The organism is Ruegeria sp. HKCCD6604 (assembly GCF_013110635.1).
Lineage (GTDB): Bacteria > Pseudomonadota > Alphaproteobacteria > Rhodobacterales > Rhodobacteraceae > Ruegeria.
Genome location: NZ_WVQW01000003.1, coordinates 298,517 through 317,819, shown reverse-complemented (window position 1 = coordinate 317,819; position 19,303 = coordinate 298,517). Strand labels below are relative to the sequence as shown.

Here is a 19,303-nt window from a genome sequence, read left to right as displayed (position 1 = left end):
TCAGGTCACGGTGGATCTCAGCGGGCATTCGGCGATCATGAAGCTTTGGAACACAGTCCGGGCCTAATAACACAACCCTGTTGTTGTTCGATTGCCGATTATCCCGGTGCGCCACTTACTCGCCCAACAGCAGCGACAGTTTTTCTGCACCCCGGCGCAAGGTGTCGAGAAATGACTTCAGACTGCCGACGTCATGCCGTTGCGTCGGGGCATGAACTGAAAGCGTGGCAACCAGCCTGCCCTGCGCGTCCTGCACCGGTACGGCAATCGCCACCATGCCCGCCATGAATTCTTCGTCGTCGGTGGAAAATCCCCGCTCGGCGGTGATCTTGATTTCGCTCAGCAGAGCCGTCGGCTCTGTCAAAGAACGGGCGGTCTGCTCTTTCAGCTTTCCGGCTGACAGAAACCCGTTCAGAGTTTTGGGACGCAAGGTGGAAAGGTACATCTTGCCACTGGCCGTGCAGTGGAACGGCACCTGGGTTCCAATCGGCAATTGAATCCGCAACGGCCATTTGGTTTCCACCCGGTCTAGATAGATCATGCCTTCGCGATCCGGGATGGCCAGATTGCAGGTTTCGCCCACTTCGTCGGCCACACCGCGCAGGATGGCGAGACGCGCAGTCCGCAGGTGTTCGGCGGACATGGTATTCACGGACAACAGCCGCAATCGTCTGCCCGGACCATAGGACCGTCCGTCAAGATCGCGTTGCAAGAACCCTTCTGCCTCTGCCGTTTGCAGCAAACGATGGATGGTGGGTTTGGCCAATCCCAATGCATCGATCAGATCCGAGGGTTTGACCGCAACGCCGCGCCGTGCCACCTCTTCAAGGATCAGCAACAGGCGCAGGTTGGTGGGAATCTGAGTTTCTCTGTCTTTAGTATCAGTCTCGGCCATCCTTCAACATTCTAGTTATTTGGCAGAAGGATCAAGGCCAGTTCGGGGACCAGCGACACCAATATCCAGACGGATAGCAGGGACACCAAGTAAGGCACCGTATAGCGCAGCAACCGGAAGTACGGCACGCCCGTCACGCCTGAAGCGACATACAGGTTAAGCCCGTATGGTGGTGTGATAAACCCGATGGACGCCCCGACCAGGAAGATGACCGAGAAATGGATTGGATCAATTCCAACCGAGGCTGCGATCGGCGCAAGGATCGGGGCCAGGATGATGGTGACCGGAAGGCTTTCCAGCACCATGCCTGAAAAGAAGACGATCACCATCGATGTGAACAGAACCGCATGGTACCCCCCCATGGAGGTCACAAAGTTTCCGATTGTTTCCTGTGCGCCAAGCAGGGACAGGATCTGCTGCATCACCACCGAAATTGCGATCAACGGGGCCAGGATACCCGTAATCTGGGCAGACCTGATGACGATTGAGGGGATCTCTGGGATCGTGAACCCTTCGACCACGAACATTTCAGCGAAGCTCTTTTCGGTTGGCGGTATATCGTTCCGGGCCCCCATGATGCGGTTGATCGGGTAGCTGACCAGCCCCGCGATGACACAAAAGCCCACGGTCACGCCGGCGGCCTCTGTCGGAGAGAACTTGCCGGTATAAATGCCCCAGAGCACAAGACCGATGGCGAAAAAGCCGAGCCAGGCACCAAAGGCGGTTTTCAGCACCCGGTTCAATTGCAGTGGGATCAGATAGCCCCACCCGTTCATGCGGCAGATGACCCAGCATGCCAGTTGCATCCCGATGACCATCAGCGCACCGGGCAGAATACCGGCCACGAACAATTCGGAAATCGGCAGGTTCATCAGAAAGCCATAGACGATGAAGATGATCGAAGGGGGAATGATGATACCGACAGTACCGCCCGCAGCAGCGGTCGCGGCGCTGAACCGTTCGTCATAGCCGCCCTTTACCATTTCGGGATGCAGCATCGACCCGATGGTCGCCGTCGTGGCGGAGTTCGACCCGGAAATCGCCGCAAACAACCCGCAGGCCCCCAGCGACGCCATTGCAAGTCCGCCGCGTATCCAGCCCAAACAGGCATAGGCAAAATCACTGAGCCTTCGCGCGATACCGGATTTGTTGATCAGATCTCCGGTCAGGATGAACAGCGGCATTGCCAACAGGGCGAAGCCCTTGTTGAAGACGTTCAGCAGTTCGGCCCCCATATTGTCCAGCGTCAGACCAAGGACAAAGGAACATCCAATGACCCAGTAACCGATGACCAGCAGCACCGGCACGCCCAGCATGAACAGAAAGGTGACCCCCAGCGAGATCAGTGTAACAAGTGTTCCGTCTGTCATCAGTCTGCCCCGATCACGGCCTGCTTGATCAGCGGCTCGCCTGTTTTCCAGTTGTGCAAATCATCGGCGAGGTTCTGAAACACGCGACCGACCATCAAGAAGAATGACAATGGTGCAGCCAGCAGGAACCACCACTGCATGATATTGTCCGTGCCCAGAACGATCTGAAAGTTCGAGGCCGAAAGCGCCACCAGTCGCGAGGTGGTCACGATAACGATCACCGCAAAGATGAACCACAGTACCGCGTCAAGAAACAGGCAGGCTAATTGCCCGCCGCGGGGCATAGCGGTGCGGAATTCACTGAAACTCAGATGCGTGCGCAGGCGTACGTTGTAGGACGCTCCAAACCAGGCCATCACCATGAAAAGAAGCGGAGGAATGGTCGTGGACCAGGGTTCCTGATCATTGAAGACAAACCGGTCGATCACGCCCCAGAAAATGATCAGCGCGATGGCAAGATAAGAATACACCATGACCGACCGTTCCAGATGACGTTCGATCAACGGCACCTTGCGATAGATCAGCATGACCAGCAAACCCCCGATCGCGGCAACGACCGCACCGACGATCCAAGCCGCGTCGGATTCCAGAGCAAGTTGAATCTCGAAAGAATCCTGGCTGAGAAAAGCGCTGAATATTGCGCCAATGTCTGCCCAAAGTGACATGAAGCCCGTCCTCCCAGTGGGTATTGATTGAACCGGCCCATTCGGGCCGGTTCTGGCAGTCTAATCAGGCCTCGCCCTTCCACCAGCGGCGCGGCTCGACATTTTCCGGCAGCGTGTCCGCGGGGATCTCGCGCGCGATGTCGTAGATCTCCTGGTATGTGTCGATGCCACCGGCCCATTTGTTCAGCCGCTCGCGCCACTGCGCCCACGGCTCGGGGTTGTAGTTCGGAGCACACATTTCTTCGGCCAGTTTGATCTGGTCCTCCGGCAGGAAGGCAGGGCGCACACCGTTTTCCGCAAAAATGGTTTGCGGCAATTGCGGATCCGAGAATCCGACAGTGTTCAGCAGTGCCGCCTCGTTCGCTCCCTGAATCAGAGCCTGGGTGAAGTAGGACGACTCCATCACGGCATCCTGCAATTCACCGCCCAGCCCATCGAATACTTTGGCAGACATCGAAGTGTGTTCGGTACCGCAGAAGAACTTCAGGTTCACCGATTGCGAGACCACAGGTGCCATGTTCGCATAAGCCACCGCCGAGGCCCAGGTTTCCGCACCATCGATCAGACCGGTCTTGAGCGCATCCAGCGTTTCTTCCCATGCCACCGGAACAGGGTTCAGGTTCAGCAGTTGCATCGCGATCCGGCCCAGCTGCGTGCCCGTCACGCGGTTCTTGGTCCCGAACAGCTCTTCCAGCTTGGTGACGGTCGGCTTGTCGGCAAAGGTTGAGCCCATTTGCAGACCGCGCAGTTCACAATGGGTGAACAGGAATTTCAGACCGTGACGCTTTTCAAGCGGGTCGCGCAGGATGCGCTGGCTGGCGGGGCTGTAGAAGAAATGATACTGCGCCGCCCGGCTGGGGAACATATAGGCATAGTCCAGAACGTTCAGATAAGGCGCACCGCCGGCCGAATTCTGTGTCGAGGCCGCGTAGATATCGACGATTCCCTGCTGGGTTTTCTCAACACAGCTCAGCTGACCGCAAATCTGGTTGTCGCCGATGAACTCGATGCGAATCTCGCCATCTGTGCGTTCTTCCAGGTCGCGTGCAAACTCGATGGCGCCGGCGCGCTCGATTAGCAGGTTGCGGGTGTTGAAGCCCGACGCACCAAATTTCAACGTGTGCTTCGGTTCTTTCGAAAAGCGTTTTTCATACGTGGATTCCGCCGCTTGCGCCAGATTGGCCAAGCTCATTGCCCCGCCAAACCCTCCTGCTGCAAGCAGCGTCGAGCTCATGCCATAGCGCCCTGCCACCCGAAAAAAATCCCGCCGAGAAATACCACTCAGTTTCCGACCAATCTCCATTGCTTACCTCCCTGTTCGCAATTATTGAGACGTTTTGTATCAAAAAAGGCTAGTATATTTCTTGCATCTTGCATAGAGTTTTTTTCAACGACGTTGGAAGGAGGCGGTCATGGAAGTGGATTATGCGGTAGTTGGCGCGGGGTCTTCGGGCTGTGTCATCGCCAATCGGCTCAGCGCCGACCCCAACACGACCGTCGCGTTGTTGGAGGCTGGCGGCCGCGACACCAATCCCTGGATCCACATCCCGGTTGGCTATTTCAAAACCATGCACAACCCTTCGGTGGACTGGTGTTACAGGACCGAGCCCGATCCGGGCCTGAACGGGCGTTCGATCGACTGGCCACGCGGCAAGGTGCTGGGCGGCTCATCCTCTCTGAACGGTCTGCTCTATGTGCGCGGCCAAAAAGAGGATTATGACCGCTGGCGCCAGATGGGGAATGTCGGCTGGGGCTGGGACGACGTGCTGCCTCTGTTCAAACGCAGCGAAGATCAAGAACGCGGCGAAGACCCGTATCACGGTGTCGGTGGGCCGCTGTCGGTGTCGAACATGCGCATTCAGCGACCGATCTGCGACGCATGGGTCGCGGCAGCGCAAGCCGCCGGATACCCGTTCAATCCGGATTACAACGGCGCAGATCAGGAAGGCGTAGGGTATTTTCAGCTGACCACCCGCAATGGGCGCAGGTGCAGCTCGGCAGTGGCGTATCTGAAACCCATTCGAAACCGACAAAACCTGAACATCATCACGAACGCATTGGTGACACGCATAACGCTGGATGGAAAACAGGCGACCGGACTTGTCTATCGGGATCGCGCAGGCAACGAGAAAACCCTGAAGGTACGGCGCGAAGTCATCCTGTCCGGCGGTGCAATCAACTCTCCTCAAATTCTGATGCTGTCGGGTATCGGCGACCCAGACCACCTGAAGAAAAACGGCATCGATCCGATCCATGCCTTGCCCAATGTCGGCAAAAAACTACAGGATCATTTGCAGGCCCGTCTCGTTTTCAAATGCAACGAACCCACATTGAATGACGAGGTGCGCAGCCTGATCAATCAGGCCCGTATCGCGCTCAAATACGCTTTGTTCCGCGCCGGTCCGATGACCATGGCGGCCAGCCTTGCGACCGGATTCATGAAAACGCGCCCGGACGTGGATACACCCGACATTCAATTCCATGTACAGCCTTGGTCCGCCGACAGCCCCGGCGAAGGCGTGCACCCGTTTTCCGCCTTTACCATGTCCGTGTGCCAGCTGCGGCCGGAAAGCAGGGGTGAACTGCATCTGAACGGCCCGGACCCATCACAGCATGTAAAGATCATTCCGAACTATCTGTCGACGGAAACGGATTGCCGAACCATCGTCGACGGCGTGAACATCGCCCGCAGAATCGCACAGCACAATCCGCTGGCATCGAAGATTTCCGAAGAGTTCCGCCCGACATCCCAACTTTCGACCGACGATTACGAGGGCACGCTGGACTGGGTCAGGTCGAATTCCGTTTCGATCTATCACCCAACAGGGACCTGCGCGATGGGTACGAATGAAACCGCAGTCGTTGACCCCGCGCTAAAGGTGCACGGCATCGGAAACCTGCGGGTCGCGGATTGTTCGATCATGCCGGAAATCGTCAGCGGCAACACAAACGCCCCCGCGATCATGATCGGAGAAAAGGCGAGTGACTTGCTTGCCGCCGGAACATAGCGCGGCAGGCCGCGTATCCGGATCCCAGGAAAACTGGGCAACTCGGCTTGCAGATCTCAGGAAAAGTCCGGTGATGCCATCCCTGCCCTGACCTAGCGCAGAGGCGGTGTCAGCCACTGCGCCGACATCCCATAATTGGAATTCTTCAACTCCTGTTTGGCGATAGCCTGAAGATGGACCTCATCCGGTCCATCCGCATAGCGCAACGCCCGGGCCCAAGTGTAACTGTCGGCCAATGGCGTGTCGGGTGTCATGCCCATTGCGCCAAAAACCTGCATTGCACGATCCGTAACCTTTGCATGTACCTGGGGCGCCACGACCTTGATCAGGGATATTTCACGGAAGGCCTTTTTCGCCCCCACCTGATCTATTTTCCAGGCCGCCTTCAGGGTCAATAGCCGCGCCTGTTCAATTTCCAACCGGGATTTGGCGATCCATTCACGGATCACGCCTTGTTCCGAGAGTTGCTTGCCAAAGGTCTTCCGTTCCTGAGCACGTTCCACCATCAGGTTCAGTGCCATTTCCGCCGCCCCGATCGAGCGCATGCAATGATGAATTCGCCCAGGCCCAAGTCGCGCCTGAGCCAGTGCAAAACCGCTGCCTTCTTCGCCCAGCAGATTGCCGACCGGGACGCGCACGCCCTTGAACACCAGTTCAGCATGGCCTTCGGGATCGTGCATGTTCAGGATCGTCGGATTGCGCACGATCTCCAAACCGGGCGTATTCCTTGGAACGATGATCATGCTTTGCTGTTTATGGCGATCGGCGTTCGGGTCGGTTTTGCCCATGACGATGAACAGTCTGGTATTGGGGTGGCACGCATTGGTGATGAACCACTTGCGGCCATTGATGACGTATTCATCACCCTCGCGCCGGATGGATGTCGTTATGTTGGTCGCGTCCGAACTGGCCACGTCGGGTTCGGTCATGGCAAAGGCCGAGCGGATCTTGCCGTTCAACAGCGGCACCAACCAGTCTTCGCGCTGCTCGGGCGTGGCGAACATGTGCAGCAATTCCATGTTCCCGGTATCTGGCGCGTTGCAGTTGAAGACTTCCGAAGACCAGCTTACCTGACCCATCAGCTCGGCCAGGGGCGCGTAATCAAGATTGCTGAGCCGCGTTCCGGGCTCATCATCCCGCAAGGAGGGCAGGAACATGTTCCAAAGCCCTTCGGCGCGGGCCAGCGACTTGAGGTCTTCCATGAACGAAACGGGGAAATTGCCGGCTTCTATTTCCTCTTTGTGGTCGCGAATGCGCGGATAGATATGCGCCTGCATGAAGGCTTTCAGCCGGTCGTGCATTTCCGTGGCGCGTGGCGATGGAGCAAAATCCATTGTGATCCTCTTCAGTGAGTTGCAGCAGCGATTTCGTCGAGCGCCATTTGCGCCAGAGGGGCCACCAGCCCCTTGAACGCCATTGCGTTCTCGTTCGATGCGTTTCCCGCCAGCGCACGGCTGTAAACACCCTGTGCAATCGCAGCCATCCGGAAAAAGGAAAACGCCAGATAGAAAGTCCAGTTTTCAATCTCCGGCAGGTCACGCAGCGAACAATACCGCTCGATCATCTCAGCTTCGGAAGGGATGTTCAAAGCAGCGCGATCCAGCCCTTGCAGCCCCCGGATCAGACCGGTGGGCGGCAATCTGAGACACACACAGAAATAGCCCAGATCAGCCATCGGGTGGCCCAGCGTCGACAGCTCCCAATCCAGAACCGCGGTGATCTGCGGGGCATCCGAAGCGAAGATAAAATTGTCTATGCGAAAGTCACCGTGGATCAGACTGACCGAACCGTCACCATCGGGCAGGTTGCGTGACAGCCAGCCCAAAAGCTGTTCCATCTCGGGAAGATTACTTGTTTCTGCGGCGCGATACTGTTTGGTCCAGCGGCTGTATTGGCGTTGGAAATAGTTTCCCGGCTTGCCGAAGTCCGACAGGCCGACGGCGCCTGTGTCAACCGAATGCAGCGCGGCCAGAACCCGGATCATTTCGTCGAACACCGGATGATGGTCGACCACGTCCAACTCGGGCAGCGCCGGGTTCCAGAAGATACGGCCCTCCTGGAAGCTCATGACATAGAACATGGAACCGATGACTTCCGTGTCCTCACACAGCACGTAAGGTTTGGCGACCGGAACCGCAGTGCCATGAAGTGCCTTCAGAACACGATATTCCCGATCCACCGCATGGGCCGAAGGTAACAGGTCACCTGGCGGTTTGCGGCGCAGCACGTATTTCGAACCACCGGCCTTCAGCAGATAGGTTGGGTTCGACTGCCCGCCCGAAAACTTTTGATAGGACAATGGGCCGGCGAAGCCTTCGATATGGCGCCCCAAATATGTCGAAAGCCGCTCGGTATCGAGTTCGAGGTCGGATGAGGTCATGCATGAAACTCCGTATTCCGCCAGGATACGATTCAGCTTACCGCCCCCAATGACATTTGTGAAATTTACTTGCATGATCGCCGGCATAAATCTGGTGAATGACATGACGACCAAGCTCAACAAGATCGACCTGAACCTTTTTGTTATTTTTGACGCCATCTACACCGAACGAAATCTGACCCGCGTTGCCGAACGGCTGTCGATCACGCAACCGGCCGTCAGCAACGCCCTGACCCGGTTGCGCAAGACACTGAACGACCCGCTTTTCGTGAAGACTAGCACGGGGATGCAGCCCACGGCCCTGGCAGAGAGCATTTCGGACAGGATCTCAGCCGCTCTTCACCAGTTGCAAGCCGCATCGGCGCAGGGTGAACGGTTCGACCCGTTCACCAGCAAACGGCTGTTCCGGGTCAGTTTGGTCGATCTTCACAGCCTCATCATCCTGCCCGGGCTTTTGTCCGGGTTTCAACGCACGGCACCACAGGTCGAACTCAGCCTCGTGCGCATTCCCCGCCGGGATACGCGTAAGGCGTTGCAGCAGGGCACGATCGACATCGCGTCGGACATTCCGATGCCGGACAGTTCGGATCTGATCAGCCGGACCATCATGAAGGACCGCTATGTCTGTGCCATGCGACCCGATCACCCGCTGGGTTCGGTCCCATTGACGCTGGAGCGATATCTTCAGCTGACACATCTGCACGTTTCCTCACGGCCTCAGGGGGCGAGTCCGGTCGACATCGTCCTGCGCAAACTGGGCGCACGGCGCAAACTCGGGCTTCAGATGCAAAGCTATCTGAACATCCGGGATATTCTGCACAAGACAGATATGGTTGCCACGCTGACCGAATGCAGCGCGCGTGAAATGGGGCTGCGCATGTTGAGGCTGCCGGTTGAAGTGCCTCCGATCGAACTTCGCCTTTATCGGCATATCCGGTCCGACGGCGACGAAGCCGTACAATGGATGTTCGACCAAATTGCAGGTCGCACCGTCAGAGCGAACGATACGGAACAGCATCATAGGGTCGATCAGAATTGATACGGAACCTCGGGCAACATGTGTCGTCAGGATATCGGAGGCGCCAACCGTCAGGTCCGCGAAACCTCAAGGTCGGAAACATCACGTATTGATCTGACTTTCAGACTTCTTGGGTAACGCGTCATAGGTCGCCTGAAGATAGGCAAAGCCATATCTTCGGTCAGGCTCCAGATGCGTCCCCTCTGCCCACTCGTTCCACGCGTTTATGAAAACGATTTTTTCGTCGGCACTGTATTTTTCCTGCGCAAGAACCTGGCGGCACAAATGTTCCGTCCAGCGCTTGTAGGCATCGATCGTAAACCGCCCCATAATCCGGGGGGCATCCTGATTGCGCGCGGTATTGTCCCACGAGAGCGTAGAGGACCGAAACAGCTTGTACCGGGGTTCCGGCTTTTGAAGCTCTGCCTCGACCACGGCCTGGTAATCCAGAACGGCACCCGTGAACTCTGGATTGTAGATCCCCATCTCATCCGTGATGTCGGTGCGCTTTACCTGATGCGGTGGGAACTCCATAGCTGCGTCAAAACCCAGTTTCTCTGGGTCGCCGATATCGAAAGTCTGGGCAGCTATGAGATACAGGTCCGGCTCGCCCCAGCTTTGTGCCTCTTTTCGCCAAGCTGCGGTTGTTTCCTCGATATTCGGTATGATGTTCGCTCGGTACACGATGAAAACCGGTTTCCCATCTATCCGAATATAACGCGGATCATCAAAACATTTGCGTATGTGACGCAGAAGGTTCAGGGAATCCTCGATCGAATGGTTCTGCGCGATAAGAACGTCGTGCGCCCGTCCGTCCCAGCGGCGCGTCCAGTTTTCATTTGCCCATGTCAGGCAAAACGGCATGTCGACTTCCGGATTGCCCAACATTTGTTCGAGCGGGTGCTCCATCAGGGTCTTTCCGCCGAACCAGTAGTAGTAATAGGAGAACCCTCCTATCCCGTAAGACTTCGCGATCCGCGCCTGTTCGACCATGATTTCTGGCAACCGCAAGTCGTAGTAACCCAGATGAATCGGACAATGAGGTTGGTAATGGCCCGGATAATTCGGGACGGCCTTTCCGACATTGGACCATTCGGTAAAGCCTTTGCCCCACCATTCATCATTCTCTTTGAAGGGATGGAATTGCGGCAGGTAATGCGCAATTGCCCGCACTGCGGGTTCAGCTTTAGCAGGCGGGTCGAAGGGTTTGAACTCTTCGGCCCGACCGATGGCTTCAAAACCCTGCCTGTTGGATTGCCCCGGTTTGTCCCAACCCCTTTTGGGGTCTCTTTTCTTGGCTGAATTTCTGAACCGCCTTGCCGTACGTGGCGACAAAGGTGGGCTGAGTTTCGACGCCGCAGTCAGCAAATAGTGTCTGACATCAGCACCTGTAGGCCTGATTGTAGGATTTGCATAACGGAAGGTTTCTGGCTCATCTGAACCGTTTAGAAGTGAAGATGAGACGGAAAGCTGGAACCGACAAAACTACAGCTGAACAGGTCGTCAAGGACATTCGCCGCAAGACACGCAAGCACCATTCTGCGGAGGAGAAGATCCGCATTGTACTGGAGGGTTTGCGCGGCGAGGAGAGCATCGCCGCGCTCTGCCGTCACGAGGGGATTGCCGCGAGCCTGTACTATTCCAGGCCGAAAGAGTTCCTGGAGGCCGGAAAGAAGCGGCTGGCAGGCGACACAGCCAGGCAAGCGGCGAGCCCCGAAGTGAAGGAACTGCGGGCCGAGGCGTCGGCCCTGAAGGAGGCCATTGCCGACCTCACCCTGGAAAACCGCCTACTCAAAAAAAGTATGCTCGCTGATGGGGACGACGACATATGAGATACCTCGCAACGGAGAAGCTCGAGATCATCCGACTTGTCGAGCAGTCCCACTTGCCAACGAAGAGGACGCTGTCGAGGCTGAGCATTCCGAAAACCACGTTCTACCGCTGGTGTGCCCGCTATGAGGCGTTTGGTGAAGCCGGGCTTGAAGATCGCCGTCCACACGCCGGCCGGGTCTGGAACCGCATCCCTGACGAGATCCGGAAGGCCGTCGTTGACCTCGCTATTGATGAGCCGAAACTATCGCCCCGCGAGCTGGCATTCCGCTTTACAGACACGAAAAAGTACTTTGTGTTAGAGCCTTCGGTCTATCGTATCCTCAAGGAGCAGGATCTGATTACTGGGCCGGCGTTCAACGTGATCAAGGCTGCCGACGAGTTCCATGACAAGACTACGAGACCGAACCAACTTTGGCAGACCGACTTCACCTACCAAAAGGTGACTGGCTGGGGTTGGTTTTTTCTCTCGACGATCCTGGGCGACTTCAGCCGTTACATCGTGGCATGAAAGCTTTGCACAACGATGAAGGCCGACGATGTTACCGACACTCTGGAACTGGCGTTGGAGGCATCAGGCTGTTCGTCGGCGACCGTCCGACAAAAACCGAGGCTGCTCAGCGACAACGGCTCATCATACATCTCTGGTGACCTGGCGGATTGGCTCCAAGATCAAGGAATGGACCACGTTCGAGGGGCATCAAATCATCCGCAGACCCAGGGCAAGATCGAGCGGTGGCGCCAAACGCTCAAGAACCGCATCCTGTTGGAGAACTATTACCTACCGGGCGCACTCGAGGAAGCGATCAGAGCCTTCGTCGACCACTACAATCACCGCCGCTATCAAGAGAGTCTCGGCAATCTGACACCGGCCGATGTCTACTTCGGTCGCAGCGACGGCATTCTGAAGGAAAGGAGAACCATCAAGGAAAGAACACTGAAACAGCGACGCTTGCTCAACCTCGGGAGCGCCGCGTAAGATCGCAATCAATGAGCCAGGCCGTCCTAAACGCCGTCGGCTCAATCGGAATACTTCATTCGATGACGGACAATCTTGCCGCTCCGATCAAAAAAGGCTTTGCATCCCCTAACGCGGCTTTGCCATTTGGCTGCGCTTGATGATCGGTTTCTTGCCTTCGCTTCACCGGTGAAAAACCAATTCAATCGTTTCTCAGATTGGCGTCGCTGAATGCAAAAGATCACAGACCTTATTCAGCAGCCCGGATCCGTCGTACTGGAACCGGGGTTGACCCTAACTGTGTTTGCGAGGAAGTAACGATCATGCCCATTCCACAGGTACGGCAGGCAGGATTGTCACAGATTACGATCATAAGCGTTTGTTACTACAGCAGTGGTGTACTGCCGAAGATGCTGAATTCCATCCCAGAGGGCGTGCCGACAATTTTGGTCGACAATGGCTCGGACGAAATAGAAGCGGTTCGGCAAATGGCCGAGACACATGGCGCAACTCTGATCGAAAGCCAAGACAACATCGGGTTTGGCCGCGCACGCAACCTTGGTGCCGCCAAGGCAACAACGGAACTGCTTTTATTTCTGAACCCGGATTCCCACTTGCTGCCCGGAGCATTGGACGCGTTGCAAGAGGGGGCCGACAATCATCCGGATGCGTCAGCCTTCAACCCTGCAATTCTGGACCGGAAGGGGGCACCTCGTTTCAGGCGATACAGTGTGATCATTCCCCGAAATGAAACCCTGCCCAGGAAAACAGCCGATTCCGACTTTGAATTGCCGGTCCTCGTCGGCGCCGCCTTCCTGGTCCGCCGCGAAGCGTTCGAAGCGGTCGGCGGGTTTGATCCCGAAATCTTTCTGTATCATGAAGACGATGATCTGAGCCTGCGGCTCAAAGCCGTTTGCGGGCCACTTTACTACGTTCACAACGCTCAGATGCGCCACGCCAGAGGCAAATCCTCGCCGGGAAGCCCAGCCATCGCTGGCCTGAAGGGCTGGTATATGGGGCAATCGCGCGTTTACGTCGCCCGCAAACATGAAGTCCCGATGGCCTTTGGTCGGGCCCTGGCATCGGCGCTGCTGCAATTGCTGTCTCCGGCTGTGTTGTTTTCAGCGAGAAAACGCGCCAAGCAATGGGCCTTCTTGCGCGGTGTTTGGCATGGCCGGAATGCCCGACCAGCCCTGTTCAGACCTTGATCGCAAAGCGCGAAGCCGTTTTGCGGCTCAAGCAAAATCAAGCCTGAACACGTAACCATGAGACAGTTCGCGGCCTAGCTCAGAAGCCCTTTCAGATAGGTGCCGTACGTGGACTTGGCGAACAGGCGCGCGCGCTCATCAAGCGCCTCGTCGTCAATCCAACCATTTGCCCAGGCAATTTCGTCCAGGCTTCCGGTCTGCATACCCTGACGTTCCGTGATCGTGCGCACGAAGTTTCCTGCATCCAGCAAAGACCCGTGCGTGCCGGTATCCAGCCAGGCAAAACCGCGCCCCATGGTCTGCACATCCAGCAAACCTTCGTCCAGATACATTTCCAGCAGCGACGTGATTTCCAGCTCGCCGCGATCTGACGGTTTGACCTCATGTGCGCGGGCCGGAGCGTCGCCATCCAGAAAGTAAAGACCCGTCACCGCGTAATTCGACGGAGGCACCTTGGGCTTTTCGACGATCGCGCGGGCTTTATTCCCTTGGAAATCCACAACGCCGTAGCGTTCTGGATCAGCGACCCGATACGCAAAAACCGTACCGCCGCGCTTCAGTTGATCCGCCTCGAGCAGCAGGTCCGGAAGGCCATGTCCGAAGAAGATGTTGTCACCCAGAATCAACGCAGACGGGGCACCGTCCAGAAAATCCTCGGCCAGAGTATAAGCCTGCGCCAGACCGTCAGGAGACGGTTGGACGATCCATGTCAAGGACAAACCGTATTGACTGCCATCTCCCAACAGGCGCTGAAACTGATCCTGATCCTGGGGGGTGGTGATGATCGCGATTTCGCGGATCTGCGACAGCATCAAAACACTCAGCGGGTAAAAGATCATCGGCTTGTCGTAGATCGGCAGCAATTGCTTCGATATCGCCATGGTGATCGGGTAAAGCCGGGTTCCGGACCCACCGGCAAGAATAATGCCTTTGCGCTGCATAATCTGTCCTTTCAAGGTTCAGCTGGTCGCTGACTTCAACTCGCTCAATATCTCGGCCAGTCCAGCTTTCCAGTCGGGTCTCTGGATTCCGAACACATTTTCCAGCCGCGAACAGTCCATACGTGAGTTCAGCGGCCTGGGCGCCGGCGTTGGGTAAGCCTCGGTTGGAATATCCTCGATTTCGACCGACAAGCCGGATTGAGAAACAGTTTCACGGGCGAAATCCGCCCAGCTGGCATCAGGTGCACCGGAATAGTGAAACACCCCACCTTTGGCTTCGAGGCCAGCCTTGGCCATTTTCAGCAAGGTTTCGGCGATGTCTGCAGCAGGTGTTGGCCCGCCGATCTGATCTGCGACGATGGTCAGCTTGTCACGGGTTTCTGCCAGTCGGAGAATGGTCTTTGCAAAGTTCTTTCCGTGGGCCGAAAACACCCAGCTTGTGCGCAAAATGGCATAGTGGCCGCCAGCCTCTGCGATCTGGTGTTCGCCGTCCAGCTTGGTTCGACCATAGGCCCCCAAGGGCCCGGTCGGGTCATCGATGTTCCAGGGGGTCGTACCAGAGCCGTCAAAAACGTAATCCGTGGAAACATGCAGAAAAGGCAGGTCGCGGGCCGCGGCGGCACGCGCCATTGCACCGGGTGAATCTCCGTTGATCCGTTGCGCCAGGTCGCTTTCCTCTTCGGCCTGGTCCACCGCCGTATAGGCGGCCGCATTGATGATCACGTCCGCATCCGTATGCCGGATGGCGTCTGCACATTGCGACGGGTCAGACAGGTCCGCCGCGGTGCGATCCAGAGCTTCAACCAGGACACCATGCGCCTGTCCGCGACGTCGCAACTCGGTCGCCACCTGCCCCCCGTGGCCGAACACCAGCGCCTTCATTTGGCAACACCCAGCCGCTCACCCACGCCACTGCGGGCCTGCAAGGCGTTCAACCATGCGCTGTTGTCCAGATACCACTGAACCGTCTGTTCCAGCCCGGTTTCAGGCGTGTAGGAAGGACGCCAGTTCAGTTCGGTGCGAATCCGGGTCGGATCGATGGCATAACGCTGATCGTGACCGGGGCGGTCAGCGACGAACGTGATCAAATCCGCATAGGGCGTTTCACCCGGCTTGAGGCGATCCAGGATCGAACACAGCATTCTGACAAGATCAAGATTGGTCATCTCATTCTCGCCACCGATATTGTAGCTGCGGCCCAGTTCACCCTTTTCGAGCACCAGCAACAGGGCTTCGGCATGGTCATCGACATGCAGCCAGTCGCGAATGTTGTCGCCTTTCCCGTAAATCGGGATCGGTTTGCCCGCCAGCGCGCTGAGGATGACAACGGGGATCAGCTTTTCCGGAAACTGGTAAGGGCCGTAGTTGTTGGAGCAATTGGTAAGAACCACTGGCAGGCCGTATGTTTCACGCCACGCCCGCACGAGATGATCCGATCCCGCTTTCGAGGCCGAATAGGGTGAGTTCGGCTGGTATGGGCTGTCTTCGGTGAAAAACCCGGTTTTTCCCAAGGACCCAAAGACCTCGTCGGTTGATATGTGATGAAACCGGAAATGCTCGGGCCGGCCGGCACCCAGCCAATAGGCGCGTGCTGCTTCCAGCAATACATAGGTCCCGGTCAGGTTCGTGTCGATGAACGCGGCCGGGCCATCGATCGAGCGGTCAACATGGCTTTCAGCGGCCAGATGCATGATCGCGTCTGGCTGGTGCCTGTCCAGTATCGCCGACATGGCGGCGGCATCCCGGATATCCGCATGTTCAAAAACGTATCCCGGCGCATCCGCGACAGAGGCAACATTGTCCAGACAGGCCGCGTAGGTCAGGGCATCGACATTGACGACCGAATGCCCATCGGCAATCGCGCGACGGATAACGGCAGAGCCGATAAAGCCCGCCCCGCCCGTAACCAGAATTTTCATTGTGTGTCCTCGAGTACGAAAGGAGATTCAATTTCGCGCAGAAGTGGTGCGATCCGATCTTTCTCGGACAGCTGGGGTTCTGAATTGCTCTGTGGCCATTCAATGCCGATATCGGGATCGTCCCAACGAACCGCGCCTTCGGTTTCCGGCGCGTAGGTATCAGAACACTTGTAGACGATCTCGGTCTCCGGCTCCAACGTCACGAACCCATGCGCGAACCCCGCAGGAACCAACAGCATCCGCCCGTTTTCGAAACTCAGTTCTTCACCGACCCAGCGACCATAGGTGGGCGAGCCTTTGCGGATATCGACCGCGACATCAAACAGCCGCCCACGACCGCAGCGCACCAGCTTGGCCTGCGCCCTTGGCGGAGCCTGAAAATGCAATCCGCGTACCGTGTTCACCGTGCTCGAAAGGGAATGATTGTCCTGAACGAATTGCGTATGAATTCCTTGTGCCGCAAAACTGTCGCCATTGTAGGTTTCCTCAAAAAACCCGCGATGATCGCCAAAACGCTTCGGGGTGATCAGTTTCACTTCCGGAATGGAAAGCGCCAATATTTCCATTGTTACTAATTTTCATCTATGTGTTGATGTCTCGGCCTGCTATGTCACATTTGCTCCACCGACGCCAAGACCTATGTTGTCTGATCAGCAATTTGAGCGGCTTATCGGTTCCGAAGGTCGGGCGATTATCGCAGGCAAGTTGCGATTCTGGTAGAATTCATTGAAATTATTGGACCATCTCTGCATGAAAACACAGGGATGTAACAGATAGTGAAGCCGCAGGCGCGCCAACGCTTGGGTCGAAACCAAAAGCACCGCGACATGGGGCGGTATTCGAGCGCTGAGGCTGGGACGTGTCAATTTGGCCGCAAAAGCCGATCCACACCTTACTGCTTAAAAAGGTACAAGCCTGCTTTGGCCGAGATATCTTTCGGCGCTCAGGCCGCTTCGAGATTTCCCAACAGGATGGAGGTCATGTCCACGTTGATGACCCCATCCACCGCCACGACGTCGACACCTGTCTGATAGGTTACATTGTCCCTGGTAATCCCTGAAAGGTCCGCGTTCTCATCCAGAAATACCCATTCAGGGTCATGGGCCGTGGACTGCCCAACGGCGACTTGCAAAATTGCAAGCGCATCCAGGGCGTTCACAGTGCCATCCCTGTTGACGTCTGCGGCTATCAGGTTTTCCGCGGTCGCGGGACCCCATGTCGGGTCGAGACCAACCGAGATGCGCAACACTTGCAAGGCGTCCAGCGCGTCAATCTTTCCGCTCGCCGTGGAATAGTGTTTGGTGATGTCCAGCACTCCGGGAAAGGTGCCATCGGGCAATTCCAGATCGAACCGCCCCTGATCATCTGCGGTGCCGGATACTGTGCCCCCGCCGTCCGGCGTGAACCGGATTTCCGCATCCGTCAGCCCCGGATTCGCAGCCTCGCTGTCCACCGTAATCTGCCCGACCAATCCACCAGAGCTGCCCGGTGTCTGCCCGCCCAGGTCCCCGAAATCTACCGGGATGTGATCCGGTCCGGCGAAGCCTGCGCCAAAGATATCCGTGCTTGTCAAAGCGCCGCCCGAGGCGGATTGGACCTGCACGACCTCGCCACGATATTCGATCTGAGCGCCGTTTGCCGTGCTGGTAAAGGTCAGTTGCTGAGGCGACCGCAACAGCAGGTAGTCGAACATATCCAGACGATCCACGCCCGCTTGAAAGTCGGTTATTGTGGTCAGACCACTACCGCACTGCATCACGAAGATGTCGGCCCCTGCACCACCCGACATCGTCGTCGCACCCTTCCCCGCGATGAGAATGTCGTCTCCGGCGCCCCCCAGAAGGGTCGTGTGCAGAATACCGCCGCTGAGGATATCGTCCGACGCGCTCCCGTTCACGGTACCGAACCCCTTGCGCACCACACCCAGATCATCGACCGGGACCGTCAGGACGGTCACCCCGGCATCCTGTTGTGACGTCACGAGAATTTGCAGCTCGTCGCCCACATGTGCAACCGCCAGCGATTCGACATTCTGCAATCCACTGGCCAGCGTATCCTCGAAACTGTCCATATGAACAAGTTGACCTTCGGGTGTCAAAGTGAACAGAGACAGGCCATCATCGCCGCCGCCTGCAACCACAAAGACCCGACCGTTCACGTCTATGACCTCCAGATCCTGAACCGATTCAAACCGCGTATGAAGCGTATCAAGCACATGGTCCGTCGCCTTCAAACTACCATCGCTGTTCAATTGAAGAACACTGAGAGAGTTGCTTCCGGACCCCGCCACCACGACCCAGGATTTACCGTATGCCTCTACGGTCTCGACATCCGTTGGAGTAGAAACACCAAGGGTTCCGAGCGCCGAATCATTGTTGATCTCGGTTAAAGTGCCGGTGCCGGAATCGATGCGATATGTCGAGACAGAGTTTGTTGCCGCGTCACTTGAGATCAGAAAATGTTCCGAACCCGACCGCAACGTCTGCATGGCATCCGCTGTGCCGGCAATCAAACCCGCAAGACTGAGCGTCCCGTTCGCGTTCACATGGTAGGTTCCGATATTGCCTGTATCCTCATGCGCCATCGCAAGGACACCCGAAGACCCAAGTGAAAAGTGTACGATGGCCGAGATATCTCCGCCTCCGTTGAGCACACCCGTTTCCTTCAGGTTACCGATCGTTCCGTCCGCGTTCACGTCATACCCGACCAGGCCCGTGGCAGTGTTGATGTCGAGCGCAATCTGCTCGGTTCCCGCCAGCGTTATCGACGTGGCACTGCGCCCCACCTGGAAGGTGATCGAACCGCTGTAATACTCGGTATCAACCAGCTGCGGCAGGGCACCGTCGACCAGCCGCCAGACCGCGACGCCGCCACCCGGGCCGGTCACCGTGTAGAGATACGTATTCCCGTTAAGCGTTTTTAAAGCCGTATCGCCGATACCTGAATCGAGCGCCGTGCTCCCCGTTGCCACTACACTTTCGAACTGAAGCATCACAGCCATCACCTCCCGCGCCACCCCTGGCAGTTACGGCAAGATGACCAGATGAGCAGACCGAAACCGAAGCAGAATTGTGGTGAAAACGAGAAGTTCGGTTTCAGTTTAACTCAATT

The 19,303-nt window shown here is 56.9% G+C and carries 15 protein-coding genes and 1 pseudogene; 4 read left to right on the top strand and 12 right to left on the bottom strand.

The genetic code is table 11. The annotated features are described in order from the left end of the window. Positions 1 to 115: 115 nt before the first annotated feature. The 4 genes from GS614_RS11450 to GS614_RS11435 form a co-directional block, all read right to left on the bottom strand. Positions 116 to 895, bottom strand: a complete 780-nt coding sequence (locus GS614_RS11450) for an IclR family transcriptional regulator (protein WP_171117966.1) — start codon at positions 893 to 895, stop codon at positions 116 to 118. Between the two features lie 11 nt (positions 896 to 906). Then, positions 907 to 2,265, bottom strand: a complete 1,359-nt coding sequence (locus tag GS614_RS11445) for a TRAP transporter large permease (RefSeq protein WP_171331461.1) — start codon at positions 2,263 to 2,265, stop codon at positions 907 to 909. Next, positions 2,265 to 2,930, bottom strand: a complete 666-nt coding sequence (locus GS614_RS11440; RefSeq protein WP_152460474.1) for a TRAP transporter small permease — start codon at positions 2,928 to 2,930, stop codon at positions 2,265 to 2,267. The genes GS614_RS11445 and GS614_RS11440 overlap by 1 nt, the downstream gene beginning before the upstream one ends. 64 nt (positions 2,931 to 2,994) lie before the next feature. After that, positions 2,995 to 4,233, bottom strand: coding sequence for a TRAP transporter substrate-binding protein (locus GS614_RS11435; protein WP_152460475.1), 1,239 nt, complete (start codon positions 4,231 to 4,233; stop codon positions 2,995 to 2,997). Between the two features lie 109 nt (positions 4,234 to 4,342). On the opposite strand from GS614_RS11435, the gene GS614_RS11430 reads away from it, so the two are divergent. After that, complete coding sequence (locus tag GS614_RS11430; protein WP_171726324.1) at positions 4,343 to 5,938, top strand: GMC family oxidoreductase; 1,596 nt, start codon at positions 4,343 to 4,345, stop codon at positions 5,936 to 5,938. 92 nt (positions 5,939 to 6,030) lie between these two features. On the opposite strand, the gene GS614_RS11425 is transcribed toward GS614_RS11430, so the two are convergent. Both GS614_RS11425 and GS614_RS11420 read right to left on the bottom strand, forming a co-directional pair. Further along, entirely contained in the window at positions 6,031 to 7,272 is a 1,242-nt protein-coding gene (locus GS614_RS11425; RefSeq protein ID WP_171726323.1) for an acyl-CoA dehydrogenase family protein, read from the bottom strand. An 11-nt stretch (positions 7,273 to 7,283) separates the two neighbouring features. Next, positions 7,284 to 8,318 (bottom strand): phosphotransferase family protein, encoded by a 1,035-nt coding sequence (locus GS614_RS11420; protein WP_171726322.1) that lies wholly within the window; start codon positions 8,316 to 8,318, stop codon positions 7,284 to 7,286. Positions 8,319 to 8,421: 103 nt separating this feature from the next. On the opposite strand from GS614_RS11420, the gene GS614_RS11415 reads away from it, so the two are divergent. Continuing rightward, the gene (locus tag GS614_RS11415; protein ID WP_171169889.1) at positions 8,422 to 9,357 is read left to right on the top strand and encodes a LysR family transcriptional regulator; all 936 of its coding nucleotides are present in this window, start codon (positions 8,422 to 8,424) and stop codon (positions 9,355 to 9,357) included. Positions 9,358 to 9,438: 81 nt separating this feature from the next. Here the strand turns inward: GS614_RS11415 and GS614_RS11410 are convergent, their stop codons facing one another. After that, positions 9,439 to 10,509, bottom strand: a complete 1,071-nt coding sequence (locus GS614_RS11410; protein WP_216601155.1) for a glycoside hydrolase family 99-like domain-containing protein — start codon at positions 10,507 to 10,509, stop codon at positions 9,439 to 9,441. A gap of 284 nt (positions 10,510 to 10,793) precedes the next feature. On the opposite strand from GS614_RS11410, the pseudogene GS614_RS11405 reads away from it, so the two are divergent. Further along, positions 10,794 to 12,145: pseudogene (locus GS614_RS11405) on the top strand (IS3 family transposase). A gap of 302 nt (positions 12,146 to 12,447) precedes the next feature. Next, positions 12,448 to 13,332: a glycosyltransferase family 2 protein gene (locus GS614_RS11400; RefSeq protein WP_253285344.1), complete on the top strand. Its 885-nt coding sequence runs from the start codon at positions 12,448 to 12,450 to the stop codon at positions 13,330 to 13,332. Between the two features lie 74 nt (positions 13,333 to 13,406). Here GS614_RS11400 and rfbA read toward each other — a convergent pair whose 3' ends face one another. The 5 genes from rfbA to GS614_RS11375 form a co-directional block, all read right to left on the bottom strand. Continuing rightward, the gene (rfbA, locus tag GS614_RS11395; protein ID WP_171726320.1) at positions 13,407 to 14,273 is read right to left on the bottom strand and encodes a glucose-1-phosphate thymidylyltransferase RfbA; all 867 of its coding nucleotides are present in this window, start codon (positions 14,271 to 14,273) and stop codon (positions 13,407 to 13,409) included. An 18-nt stretch (positions 14,274 to 14,291) separates the two neighbouring features. Beyond that, positions 14,292 to 15,155: a dTDP-4-dehydrorhamnose reductase gene (rfbD, locus tag GS614_RS11390; RefSeq protein WP_171726319.1), complete on the bottom strand. Its 864-nt coding sequence runs from the start codon at positions 15,153 to 15,155 to the stop codon at positions 14,292 to 14,294. Next, positions 15,152 to 16,192, bottom strand: coding sequence for a dTDP-glucose 4,6-dehydratase (gene rfbB, locus GS614_RS11385; protein WP_171614548.1), 1,041 nt, complete (start codon positions 16,190 to 16,192; stop codon positions 15,152 to 15,154). The genes rfbD and rfbB overlap by 4 nt, the downstream gene beginning before the upstream one ends. After that, positions 16,189 to 16,758: a dTDP-4-dehydrorhamnose 3,5-epimerase gene (gene rfbC, locus GS614_RS11380; protein ID WP_171726318.1), complete on the bottom strand. Its 570-nt coding sequence runs from the start codon at positions 16,756 to 16,758 to the stop codon at positions 16,189 to 16,191. Before rfbC ends, rfbB begins: the two co-directional genes overlap by 4 nt. 377 nt (positions 16,759 to 17,135) lie before the next feature. After that, on the bottom strand, positions 17,136 to 19,193 hold the full coding sequence (locus tag GS614_RS11375) for a dockerin type I domain-containing protein (protein WP_216601154.1): 2,058 nt from the start codon (positions 19,191 to 19,193) through the stop codon (positions 17,136 to 17,138). Between the last annotated feature and the right edge of the window lie 110 nt (positions 19,194 to 19,303).